Source organism: Vespertiliibacter pulmonis (assembly GCF_013377275.1).
GTDB classification, from domain to species: domain Bacteria; phylum Pseudomonadota; class Gammaproteobacteria; order Enterobacterales; family Pasteurellaceae; genus Vespertiliibacter; species Vespertiliibacter pulmonis.
Map to the genome: position 1 here is coordinate 195,528 of NZ_CP016615.1, position 12,251 is coordinate 207,778.

Annotated in this window: 14 protein-coding genes; 5 read left to right on the plus strand and 9 right to left on the minus strand. The window is 37.4% G+C overall.

Going from position 1 to position 12,251, the window contains the following annotated elements; all coding sequences use genetic code 11:
• Positions 1-32: 32 nt before the first annotated feature.
• From nagK to yhbY, 3 genes are all read right to left on the minus strand, one after another.
• Positions 33-950, minus strand: coding sequence for an N-acetylglucosamine kinase (gene nagK, locus A6B43_RS01025; RefSeq protein ID WP_124210740.1), 918 nt, complete (start codon positions 948-950; stop codon positions 33-35).
• Positions 950-1,675: a phosphatase PAP2 family protein gene (locus A6B43_RS01030; RefSeq protein ID WP_124210741.1), complete on the minus strand. Its 726-nt coding sequence runs from the start codon at positions 1,673-1,675 to the stop codon at positions 950-952. Before A6B43_RS01030 ends, nagK begins: the two co-directional genes overlap by 1 nt.
• Positions 1,676-1,752: 77 nt before the next feature.
• Positions 1,753-2,067, minus strand: a complete 315-nt coding sequence (gene yhbY / locus A6B43_RS01035) for a ribosome assembly RNA-binding protein YhbY (RefSeq protein WP_124210742.1) — start codon at positions 2,065-2,067, stop codon at positions 1,753-1,755.
• A gap of 162 nt (positions 2,068-2,229) precedes the next feature.
• Between yhbY and A6B43_RS01040 the strand changes: the two genes are divergently transcribed.
• Positions 2,230-2,991 (plus strand): glycosyltransferase family 2 protein, encoded by a 762-nt coding sequence (locus A6B43_RS01040; protein WP_124210743.1) that lies wholly within the window; start codon positions 2,230-2,232, stop codon positions 2,989-2,991.
• Here A6B43_RS01040 and A6B43_RS01045 read toward each other — a convergent pair.
• Complete coding sequence (locus A6B43_RS01045; protein ID WP_124210744.1) at positions 2,988-4,022, minus strand: glycosyltransferase family 9 protein; 1,035 nt, start codon at positions 4,020-4,022, stop codon at positions 2,988-2,990. The genes A6B43_RS01040 and A6B43_RS01045 overlap by 4 nt on opposite strands.
• 171 nt (positions 4,023-4,193) lie before the next feature.
• Here A6B43_RS01045 and argG point away from each other — a divergent pair, with 171 nt between their 5' ends.
• Together argG and A6B43_RS01055 are read left to right on the plus strand one after the other, a co-directional pair.
• Positions 4,194-5,525, plus strand: a complete 1,332-nt coding sequence (gene argG, locus A6B43_RS01050; protein ID WP_124210745.1) for an argininosuccinate synthase — start codon at positions 4,194-4,196, stop codon at positions 5,523-5,525.
• A gap of 137 nt (positions 5,526-5,662) precedes the next feature.
• Complete coding sequence (locus A6B43_RS01055; RefSeq protein WP_124210746.1) at positions 5,663-5,911, plus strand: DinI-like family protein; 249 nt, start codon at positions 5,663-5,665, stop codon at positions 5,909-5,911.
• A gap of 68 nt (positions 5,912-5,979) precedes the next feature.
• Here A6B43_RS01055 and A6B43_RS01060 read toward each other — a convergent pair whose 3' ends face one another.
• From A6B43_RS01060 to galT, 3 genes are read right to left on the minus strand one after another with little or no spacing between them, the layout of a single operon-like run.
• A complete protein-coding gene (locus A6B43_RS01060) occupies positions 5,980-7,002 on the minus strand; it encodes a galactose-1-epimerase (protein ID WP_124210747.1) in 1,023 nt (340 codons plus the stop codon).
• A gap of 3 nt (positions 7,003-7,005) precedes the next feature.
• Positions 7,006-8,163, minus strand: coding sequence for a galactokinase (gene galK / locus A6B43_RS01065; RefSeq protein WP_124210748.1), 1,158 nt, complete (start codon positions 8,161-8,163; stop codon positions 7,006-7,008).
• Positions 8,163-9,221 (minus strand): galactose-1-phosphate uridylyltransferase, encoded by a 1,059-nt coding sequence (gene galT, locus A6B43_RS01070; RefSeq protein WP_124210749.1) that lies wholly within the window; start codon positions 9,219-9,221, stop codon positions 8,163-8,165. The genes galK and galT overlap by 1 nt, the downstream gene beginning before the upstream one ends.
• Positions 9,222-9,456: 235 nt before the next feature.
• Here galT and hmpA point away from each other — a divergent pair, with 235 nt between their 5' ends.
• A complete protein-coding gene (gene hmpA / locus A6B43_RS01075; RefSeq protein WP_124210750.1) occupies positions 9,457-10,611 on the plus strand; it encodes an NO-inducible flavohemoprotein in 1,155 nt (384 codons plus the stop codon).
• A 130-nt stretch (positions 10,612-10,741) separates the two neighbouring features.
• Complete coding sequence (locus A6B43_RS01080) at positions 10,742-11,446, plus strand: 3-deoxy-D-manno-octulosonic acid kinase (RefSeq protein WP_124210751.1); 705 nt, start codon at positions 10,742-10,744, stop codon at positions 11,444-11,446.
• 1 nt (position 11,447) lies between these two features.
• On the opposite strand, the gene A6B43_RS01085 is transcribed toward A6B43_RS01080, so the two are convergent.
• On the minus strand, positions 11,448-11,753 hold the full coding sequence (locus tag A6B43_RS01085; protein WP_237306912.1) for an RnfH family protein: 306 nt from the start codon (positions 11,751-11,753) through the stop codon (positions 11,448-11,450).
• Complete coding sequence (locus tag A6B43_RS01090) at positions 11,737-12,177, minus strand: type II toxin-antitoxin system RatA family toxin (RefSeq protein WP_124210753.1); 441 nt, start codon at positions 12,175-12,177, stop codon at positions 11,737-11,739. The genes A6B43_RS01085 and A6B43_RS01090 overlap by 17 nt, the downstream gene beginning before the upstream one ends.
• Between the last annotated feature and the right edge of the window lie 74 nt (positions 12,178-12,251).

Consider the following 12,251-nt stretch of genomic DNA (forward strand, 5'->3'; position numbering starts at 1 on the left):
ACAAACGCCCATTGATTTAGTTTAAAACTTATTTAGTTCAAAAATAACGCCGCTGCACCACGCACACCGCCTGAATCCCCATAAATTGCCTGTTTAATTACTGGTACTTTTGCTGAATTCATTAAATGTTTTGGCAATGCCATAGGCAGAGCCTTATAAATATGCTCAAAATTTGACAAACCGCCACCAAAAACAATCATATCTGGATCAAAAATAGTAATGAGATTACCAATACTAATTGCCATCAATTCAACAAAAAGTTCTACAAATTTAACTGCTTGTGGCTCGCCTTGATAAAACCGAGTAATAATCGTTTTTGCATCGATTTCTTCACCAACCAAATCCCGATAAAGTAGCTCAAAACCTCTGCCAGAAAGATAAGTATCTAAACAAGCTTGATTACCACAACCACACGGGTAAATTGGGGCTTTATCCCAACCTAATAATTTCAATGCATGATAATTGAGCTGAATATGCCCCACTTCGCCTGCCATTCCAATTTTACCCGAATGAATTTTGCCATTAAAGACAATTCCTCCACCAAAACCTGTACCAAGAATTAAGCCCAATACCGTTGGATACTGTTGGTTGCTTTCATCCCACGCCTCCGATAGTGCAAAACAATTTGCATCGTTTTCTACTCGTATTTCTCGCCCTAAACGCTCATTCAAATCCTGGATAATCGTTTTGCCATCTGAGACTCGGATATTACTAATTTCAGCGACGCCAGTTTCTCGATTAACAAAACCAGGTATGCCTAGCCCAACATAACCTTTAGTGTTAAATTTTGTATCTGCCTTACACACCAACATTTCAATCGTATCTAACCACGCCTCATAGCTGGTTTGAGGCGTAGGTACACGTTCACTATATAATTTTTCGAGCCGATCGTTAAATACTGCCAACTCAATTTTTGTGCCACCAATATCTAAGCCATAATAATAGTTCATTACGCTCTCCGTTTGTTAAACAACGCCCAATTTGCTAAATACGGAACAACCCATCCAAACAGTACAAGGTGGAACGCCCACGCAATGAGCGAGCTAACAAATAGATCAATCGGATAGTGCATTCCTAAGCGTAAACGACTGATTAACACTAAACTAGCCCACAGGATAGCAAAAAGTTGTGCGAAAACAACCGCTTGTCCACGCAAACCAAATAAGAAACCAGCAAAAACTAATAACCAAGAAACGGCAAAAATAGTATGCCCCGACGGGAAAGAATAGCCTAATTCATCGGCTTGATGTGCAATAATAGGTGCATTATCAACTGTTATATTTTTCATAACTTGTTGATACTGCATTGCTTTTGGTAATTGATAAAATTGTTCTGTCTGTCCTTGAAACATTTCTGTTACAAATGGTCGAGGTTCTTTAAAGATAGCTTTTGCCCCTTCTTTGATAATTTGTGTCCCCACCACAGATGTAGCACAAATAAAGCCAACTAATAGCCACGAATAACGTTTACGAGTAAGCCACATAATCCAAAGCATAAAAAGTACGCAGGTAATTAACGCATAAGGAGTTGAGCCTGTTTCAGTTAAAAGCCATAAATAATAATCGCCATCAAAAAGATGATAATTCATTGCTACTGTCCATTTCCACTGGCTAATCCAAGTAATCAATGGCACAAGTAACATTAAAAACGTGAAAAAAGAGAGTTTTTTTAGCATAATCTGCTCACTTATTAGAAATTATTTGCATAGATAAAAGTTCCCCTTCTAAATAGAAGGGGATTTTAAAACGTATTTTAGATAGATTTAGTGGCTTTTGGTAAGCTAATTTTCTTATCATCGCTTGGGCGATAAAGCACTAAAATATGGCCAATCGCTTGAACTGCTGTTGCCTTTGTTTCACGAACAATCGCATCAATAATAAGCTGTTTTACTTCACGATCTGCCCCAGCAATTTTTACTTTGATAAGTTCGTGATGGGTTAATGCCCCATCAATTTCCGCTAATACACCTTCCGTTAAGCCATTTGCACCAAGCATTACTACTGGGCTTAAATGATGCGCTAAACTTTTAAGATATTGTTTTTGTTTGGTTGTTAATGTAATCGACATTCAATTTGCCTTCGTTAAATAAAAAATAATAATAAATTTGCGGTGGAAAATAGCATAAATAGGCAAATTTTTAAAGTAACATTTGAGTATGCTAAAATAACCCTTATTTTATTCTACAATTTCTAATCGCCTTTATTTACCGAAACTAACCAAGGAATTTCTATGCCAACATTAAGTGTCGCAATGATTGTTAAAAATGAAGCACAAGATCTCGCTCAATGCTTAGATTGCGTCAAAGACTGGGTCGATGAAATTATAATTCTAGATAGTGGCAGTCAAGATGACACACAACAGATTGCTTTAGGCTATGGTGCAAAATGGTATCAAAATACTGATTGGCAAGGTTTTGGGAAACAACGCCAACTCGCACAACGCTATGTAACCAGTGACTATGTTTTATGGCTAGATGCTGATGAACGGGTTACCCCAGAACTTAAAACATCTATTTTAGAAGCGGTTCGTTCCAACGAAAATAACACTGTTTATAAAATTGGGCGATTAAGCGAAGTCTTTGGGCGGGAAATACGACACTCAGGCTGGTATCCTGATTATGTTGTACGATTATACCCCACTAATTTGGCAAACTATGGCGATGAATTAGTTCATGAGAAAGTTCACTATTCTAAAGATACCAAAGTGAAAAAATTAACGGGTGATTTACAGCATTTCACTTATAAAAATATTCATCACTATTTAGTCAAATCAGCCAGTTACGCTCAAGCATGGGCAATTCAACGAGCCAATGCAGGTAAAACGGCCACACTCTTTCAAGGTGTAACACACGCTATCGCAACTTTTAGTAAAATGTATCTGCTCAAAGCAGGCTTTCTTGATGGTAAACAAGGTTTTCTTTTAGCAATTTTATCGGCACATTCTACATTCGTAAAATATGCCGATTTATGGAACAGAACACGCAAGCCTTAATTTTTGCTCCACATACGCTCAATAAAAGGAATAATCTCACCTAACGCATTTTCAATCGAAATCAGCGTGAGATTTTTTTCTGTTGCTTTACCCGTTGGCGGACAAAAAGCAATATGCTTATCGACTTCGTTAATGGGTTTCCAACGACGAGGAATTGCAGATAGACGGCTTGGGTAAAACCCGACTGTCGGGATATTCAATGCCCCACAAATATGTAATGGTCCTGTTGAACCTGAAATAAACAGATCGGCACACGCTAATGAATAGCTAAAATCAGTTAAGCCCTGATTTTTATCATAGATAATCACATTATTATCATCAACTAACTTCGCTAATTCTCTAGCCCGTTCTTCTTCATTTTTCCCTGCGGTTAAAACGACTTGACAATCAAAATTTGTCAAAATTCCTTTTATTAAATCTGCATATTGGGCTAACGATAAATTTGTTGCCGATCCACCTGTACTACTATGTACAAACACCCATTTTTTAGTGAGTTCAAGCCCTAATTGCTCTACCAATTTTTGCTTTTGCTCTATTTTTATTTCTGGCGGAATAACTAAAAACGGTGCTTTAGGCTCAACAATCGGAATATGGTTATCTCGCAAAAACTGACGAACAAGATCTAAATTATATTCTGATTCCGCTTTTTCTGAACGAGAACGCCGTTGCGTCAAACGATGATTATATAAAAATTGGAATAGCTTAGTGGCTGGTGCAAGCCGATAGCTAATCCCACTTTGCCACGCCAATTTAGCATTATACCAATCAGATACGAAACTGATTATGGCAAAAAAATGCTCGGATCTTACCGCTTGTAACACACGCTGATTTTCATCTTTATCTGCTCGGTTCTCACTATCTATAATAATTTCATCAATATAGGGACAAATCTCTGCCAATGGTGCAGTATATGTCGGCACTAACGCTACAATTTTTGTTTGTGGGAGCGATTGTCTTAACATTGCAAACGCTGGCCACGCAACCATAAAATCCCCAATTTTATCGTTGCGAACTACAAGAATTTTTTCCATTTCTAGCCCATATTTATTCAAAATTTTCTTATTTTAAGGGGTAATATCTTAATTCTCTAGGAATTTAGGCTTTAAATTTATAAAAATTTCACTACAATCCTTTTCAAAAATAACTGTTTTCGTTTATTCTTTTATCATTTCAATTCAACTACTCAATTTCAGGAATACCTTATGTCAACAACAATTTTAGAAACACTTCCCATCGGACAAAAAGTTGGAATCGCTTTTTCAGGAGGATTAGACACCAGTGCAGCTTTACTTTGGATGCGTCAAAAAGGTGCTGTACCCTACGCCTATACTGCTAATTTAGGGCAACCTGATGAAGATGATTATACTGCTATTCCCAAAAAAGCCCTTGAATATGGGGCAGAAAATGCTCGTTTAATTGACTGTCGAACACAACTTGCCCACGAAGGCGTTGTCGCTATTCAATGTGGTGCATTTCATATTTCAACTGGAGGCATTCCCTATTTCAATACAACACCTCTTGGGCGTGCTGTAACAGGAACAATGTTAGTTTCTGCGATGAAAGAAGATGATGTCAATATTTGGGGCGATGGCTCAACTTTTAAAGGAAATGATATTGAACGCTTTTACCGCTACGGTTTATTAACGAACCCACAACTAAAAATCTACAAGCCGTGGTTAGATCAAGCCTTTATTGACGAATTGGGCGGTCGCTATGAAATGTCAGAATTCCTTATCGCCAATGGTTTTGAATATAAAATGTCGGTCGAAAAAGCCTATTCAACCGATTCAAATATGCTAGGTGCAACTCACGAAGCAAAAGATCTAGAATCACTCAGTACAGGCATCAATATTGTCAAGCCAATTATGGGCGTTGCCTTTTGGGATCAATCTCTTGAGATCAAACCTGAAACTGTTTCAATCACCTTTGAAGAAGGAGTTCCCGTTGCACTTAATCACAAACGGTTTGATTCATTAGTTGATTTAATATTAGAAGCAAATCAAATTGGCGGACGACACGGCTTAGGAATGAGCGATCAAATTGAAAATCGTATTATTGAAGCTAAAAGCCGTGGAATTTATGAAGCACCGGGAATGGCTCTACTACACATTGGCTACGAACGTCTCATAACAGGTATTCATAATGAAGACACCATCGAGCAATATCGCATTAACGGATTACGCTTAGGCAGATTGCTTTATCAAGGACGTTGGTTCGATCCGCAGGCCTTAATGTTGCGAGAAACCGCACAACGCTGGGTAGCAAAAGCGATTACAGGAACAGTTACCCTTGAACTACGCCGAGGTAATGATTTTTCAATTCTCAATACAGAATCACCAAATCTCACTTATGAAGCAGAACGTTTAAGTATGGAAAAAGTTGAAAATGCCCCATTCTCACCTGCCGACCGTATTGGTCAGCTCACAATGCGGAATCTAGATATTACCGATACTCGTTCAAAATTAGGTATTTATAGCAAAACAGGGCTACTCTCTAATCCACATAGTATTATTCACCAACTCGAACAACAATAATTTGTTTAAACTCCCCGCTTACAATCCCCCTAAAACTTCTTAGGGGGATTTTTTTGTATGAAAATACTGTGTTTATTGACAGTTATCGTAGGTTTTTATACACTGTATTTAAAACCAGTTCATAAAAGGGGATAACTATGAGAACAGTTGATATTCGCTTTGTTAAAGAGCGAGACAGTAAAAAATTAGCCGAACAAGCTCAAATGATGGAACGGTTAGCCAAAGTTCTACCAGAGAGAATTGAAGAAAAATTTGCTGATGTGTATGTTAAAGTTCGCTTTTCTAGCTCATCAGGAATGGAAATAAGCGGTTTCCGTAATGAAGAACGTAATAAGTTTATGGAATTTATGGAAGAAATCTGGGACGACCCATTTTTACTTGATTAACTAATAAATATTGCCTTTCCCGTTAAAATGAAAGGCAATTCAATTTATTCTCTTATTTAATCTGCGGACTATTCTACTACGTCAAACTTATAATACGTTAAAGCATAATAAGGCTCATTAGCTCTTGATATTCCGCCAAATTTCCACCATTGAGAACGATTTGGCGTATCGGGCAAATATTCAGGTTCTAAAGCAATCCCTGCATAATCAACATAAGCATTTCCCTGTAAATCAGGTTGCCCGCCTAGCCAATTCCCTGTATATAGTTGCAAAGCAGGTTTAGTCGTATATAACGATAAACGAAGATTACCCGCTTGAACTATTGCATTTGGGTCACAAGCGGTAAGATTAAAATCTTTTTTGCTCTTAATTTGCCCTAAAGACGGTTTTGAAGAATGAAGTAAAAAAGCGTGATCATAGCCTTTCACTTGTTTTTGTTCGTGATCGGCTAAGAGATCACGTCCGATCAATTTTCCAACTCGAAAATCAAAGCTCGTTTTTTCAACGGATTTTATTTGCCCCGTTGGAATAGCTTCCGCCGTTACAGGTAAAAAATAGTTGGCATTGAGCTGTAAAAAGTGTTGATGAATGGTCTTTTCACCCGAAAGATTAAAATAAGCGTGGTTCGTTAAACACAAAGGCGTATCTTGCTGGCTAACCGCATTAAACTCTATCTCCACTTGATTACCATTTAAACGGTATTCAACCGTAGCAGTAACTTCTCCGCCAAAACCTTCCTCACCATCAGCAAATATTTTGGCAAATCTGACCGCTTGTGTATCGAAAAAATCCACCGCCCATACCTGCTTATCTGCTCCAATAACCCCACCATGTAAGGTATGTTTTCCATTATTTGGGGTTAAATTAAACATCTCACCATTTAGGTAGTATCGCCCATTTTCAATGCGATTAGCATAACGCCCAATGGTTGCCCCAAAGTAAGCGGTCTGTTTATGCCAATTTTCTACGTTTGTCGTCACTAATACTTCACGTTCTTCATTCGCAAATTTAACTTGACAAGAAAGCCAGCTCGCCCCGAAATCTATTAGTTTAATTCGTAAAAAATCGTTCTCAAGCGTATAAATATTCATAACTTATTCAACGAGATGAACACCATTATTTGCCGTACAAATATAGAATGTTTCTTGAATGCCCGTCTGCTTCTGATAATTTTTAGCAACTAAATTACGTAACCTTTCTACTTTTTCATTTTCAACAAAACAAACAACACAGCCACCAAAACCGCCACCAGTCATTCTTGCCCCACCGTTTTTACCAATGACACTTTGTGCGAGTTCTACTAAATAGTCAATTTCAGGGGTAGTAATCTCGAAATCATCACGCATTGAATGATGGGAATTTGCCATTAAATCCCCTAATGTTTGTATATCTCCACTATTCAACGCTGTTACAGCTTCCAGCACTCTTTTGTTTTCACTTATTACATGTTTTGCACGTTTATACGCTAATCTATCCGCTTGTTGTAATTCTGTTGCTCGTTCCATAAATTGTTCGAAACTAACATCTCTCAATGCCCTGACTCCAAAGAATTTTGCAGCTCTTTCGCACTCTTGCCTGCGGTCATTATATTCACCACTGACCAAATCATGCTTAACATTTGAATTGATAACCACAATAGAATAACCTTGTGGCACAAGCGTTGGCTTTATTTCAAGTGTTCGACAATCAATCATAATAAAATGATCTTCTTGCCCTAATGCCGACGTAAGCTGATCCATATTGCCACAATTAGCTCCAACAAATTTGTTCTCGGCTTCTTGTCCAATCAAGGCTAGATCTTTTAAATTTAACGATAAATTACCAAGTGCTTGGCAAGTTTTCGCAATTGCGACCTCAAGTGCAGCTGACGAACTTAACCCTGCTGACATTGGCACATCACTACTCATTGCTATATCTGCTCCGTGAGTAAATTCAGGGCAACGTTCTTGAAGTAACTTAACAACACCCCGAACATAATTTTTCCATTTATCTTCACTTTTTATGATCGGTCTTTTAAGATCAAAAGCGTCCGTCTGCCCAATATCTATCGCACACACTCGCCAAATGGAATCTGAACGAGGACTAAAACTCACAGCCATTCCATAGTTAATCGCACAAGGCATTACAAATCCATCATTGTAATCCGTATGTTCACCAATAATATTCACACGACCTGGAGCAAAAACCGTTTGTTGCGAAGCATAGCCGAAGTGCTGTTCAAATTGTGTTTGAGAATGTTGAATTGGGGTCATTATTTATCCTTTGCAAATTTATAGTGGATCTCACCGCTTACCACTCGTAATCTCTCAGCAGCTTGCTCGGGGGTTAAATCTCGCTGTGCTTCTGCTAACATTTCATAGCCAACCATAAACTTACGAACAGTCGCTGAGCGTAATAATGGCGGATAAAAATGAGCGTGCAACTGCCAATGCGTATTATCTTCTTGATGTAATGGTGCAAAATGAAACCCCATTGAATAAGGAAAACTGATATTAAACAAATTATCATAGCGAGTTGTCAGCTGTTTTAACGCTAACGCCAAGTCAGATCGCTCTGCTTGATTTAATTGCGTAATATTGGTAAATCGTTTCTCTTTCGGTAATAATAATGTTTCAAATGGCCAACTCGCCCAAAAAGGCACAACGGCAAGCCAATCTTCGGTTTCTACTACTATTCTCTCTTTAAATTTCAGCTCTTTCTGGGCATAATCAATCAATAGAGGCGAACCATACTGTTCAAAATAGTCTTTTTGACATTGATCTTCAGTTAGAATTTCATTCGGAATAAAATCACTGGCCCAAATTTGACCGTGAGGGTGAGGGTTAGAACAGCCCATCATCTCCCCTTTATTTTCAAATAGTTGCACCCATTGATAGTTTTTCCCTAATTTTTCCACATACCCTTGCCAAGTTTGAATAATTTTTTCAATCTCGTAAGACGTTAGCAAAGGTAACGTTTTGCTATGATCAGGCGAAAAGCAGATAACATAGCTTTCTCCCTGCACTGAATCCAACTTGAAAAGTGGCTCGTCTGATTGCGGTAAGCAAGATATCTCTGGTAAGAGAGCAGAAAAATCGTTTTTAAATACAAAAGGCTCAACATAATTCGGGTTATTTTCCCCTGTAATCCGTTTATTACTCGGGCAAAGATAACAATCCGGATCATAGCTGGGTTTCTCATCCTGTGTAAGTATTTCTTGTTGTCCTTGCCACGGACGTTTTGCTCGATGAGGGGAAACTAAAACCCACTGATTTTTCAATGGGTTAAAACGACGGTGAGGTAATTCACTATGGGGCAAAGATTGGGACATAATAGCTTCCTTTTCATTATTCAATCTGATAAAAGTATAACTAAAACAGCATAAAGAAAATATGAAACGGATCACAAAATTAAATAAATATATCTTAACCCAAATTTGGCACGCTTTTTCCCAGATCTGTGTACTATTGATATAGATCAAGCCATAGTAAAGTTAAACTGTTATTTAACGCTTTAATAGCAGAAAATAAGCATTCCGTTTACATTTTTATTAAATTGAGGTCATTATGTTAGATCAACAAACGAAAGATATTATTAAAGCAACCATTCCCGTTTTAGAACAACACGGTTCGACCATCACTCAAGTATTTTATAAAAATATGTTTGCCGCTCATCCAGAACTATTGAATATTTTTAATAAAACCAACCAAAAACAGGGACGACAACCGCTAGCGTTAGCAAGCACAGTACTTGCTGCCGCTAAACATATTGATAACTTAGCGGATATTCTGCCTCATGTTATTCAAATTGGGCATAAACACCGAGCGCTAGAAATTAAAGCAGAGCACTACCCTATCGTAGGAGAAAACTTATTAAGAGCAATTAAAGAAGTGCTTGGAGATGCGGCTACACCTGCTATTATTGATGCGTGGGCAAAAGCCTATGGGGTAATTGCTGATGTGTTTATTCAAGTCGAACAATCTATGTATGATGCTGCTGGCTGGGAAGGATTCAAACCTTTTGAGGTAATTAACAAAAGAGCAGTATCAGATAATATTGTAGAATTTACCGTTAAAAGTGATTTCTCCCTACCAAAAATCGAGGCTGGCCAATATATTACTGTACAAGTGCAGCCAGAAGGTGAAGAAAACCTTGCTTTACGCCATTACTCAATTTGTTCAATAGATACAACTAATGGTTTAAAATTTGCGGTAAAACGAGAAGGAGAAGGCGATCAAAAAGGCCTTGTTTCACACTATTTACACGATCATATTCAGATCGGCGATACACTACATTTTACAGCGCCCGCTGGCGATTTTTTATTAACTGAAAATAATAAGCCATTAGTTTTATTCAGTGGCGGGGTGGGCGTAACTCCTATTATCTCAATGTTAGAACAGCAAGTGAAACAAAACCCTGCTCGTCCAATTTATTGGGTACACTCTTGTTTTAATGAAGAAAACCACGCCTTTAAACTAGAATCTGAAGCTCTACTACAACAAGCAGAAAATGCGGTTTCTCACATTATTTATACTGAGAAAATGGATCGTATAGATAGTAGTTTTATCAAACAACATTTACCTCAAAATGCAGATATCTACCTGTGTGGTTCAATTAATTTTATGGAAACTATCATCGAGAAATTAAAAGAAAATGGTTGGACAGAAAACCAAATCCACTTTGAGCCTTTTGGTCCTAAAATGAGCATTGTGAGTGTTTGATTAAAAAATAAAAAACAGGCGGTCAAATTTAGATTGTTATTTCCTAAAGTTCGATTTATGTCTTCTCAATTTTACTGATTCACTCTCTAAAATCGTGTAAAATTTGCTGATTATATTTAGGAAATAAACAATGGCATACTATCAATTTAACGCTCAATTTGTACCACAGGCACAACAACATTTTGTTGAACAGCTCTTGAATTGCAAAGATTTTGCAAAATCTGACCGCTTGTTAGGATCTTCGATTGGTAGAGGAACTACTTGGTTTCTTGATACCCAAACAGAATTAGGGGTAAATAGTGTACTTCGCCACTACTATCGTGGCGGATTATTTGGGAAATTCATTAAAGATCACTATCTCTTCCGCTCATTTACACAAACTCGAGCAGCTCAAGAATTTGCACTGTTACAACAGCTACGTGAATGGGAATTGCCTGTGCCTCGCCCCATTGCATTTAAAATTACTCGAAAATATGGCTGTTATCAGGCTGATATTTTAATTGAAAAAATTGAAAACACTCGGGATCTTAGCCAAATATTACAAACACAAACGCTCTCTCTTACACAATATCAACAACTCGGCAAATTAATCCGCCAATTACATCAACGGCAAGTCCATCACGCCGATCTCAATATTCATAATATTTTATTGGATAAACAACATTCTTTTTGGTTGATCGATTTTGACAAATGTAAAATTCAAGCAGGTGATGAGTGGAAACAACAGAATTTAGATCGTCTGCTTCGCTCTTTCAATAAAGAAAAAGCACGTTTGGGTATTCTATTTAACGATGAACATTGGGTGGCTTTGTTACAAGGCTACCATTCATCATAACTTATGATGCTTTTTTCTGCTGTTCTGCCCGCTGACGGCGAATTTCTTTCGGATCTGCTATTAACGGGCGATAAATCTCAATTCTATCGCCATTTTCAACCAAATCGGTCAATTTGATCGGGCGGCTAAATATACCAATTTTATTTTGTCGCAGGTCTATCTCTGTATATTTTTCAAGCACACCTGACTGTACAATCACATTTTGAATAGACGTTACTTCATCTAAATACACTTTTTTTAGAAAATATTTTTCTGGATAGGCATAAACAACTTCTACCACAATTTTTTTATCAATATTCGTTTCCATAAATTTCCTTTGCTCGCTGTTTAAACGCATTAACCATTTTTAGCGTTAATTCATTAAAAATTTTACCAAACACCATCGCAATCATTGGGCTAGAAAATTCAAATTCAAGCTGTAATGCAATTTTACAACTTTGTTCATCAAATGGTTGAAATGTCCAAGCGCCTTTTAAATAACGAAATGGCCCATCAATCAACTCCATTGTAATTTTTTCATTTGGAAGCATTGTATTGTGAGTGCTAAATCGCTGGCTAATGCCCAATTTTTGAATAACTAATTCAGCGTTTAATTGATTTTCCCCAAGGCTTAACGTTTTTGCTCCAATGCACCCAGAAAGAAATTGCGGGTATGATTCATAATTATTAACAAGCCGATACATCTGTTCAGCACTATATGGCACAAGGCTAGATTGATTGATTACTGGCATAACATCTTCAAGATAAAAAGAGAATAAATTATAGCATATTCCATAAGTAGGCTAAATTAGAAAGTACAAGCGCT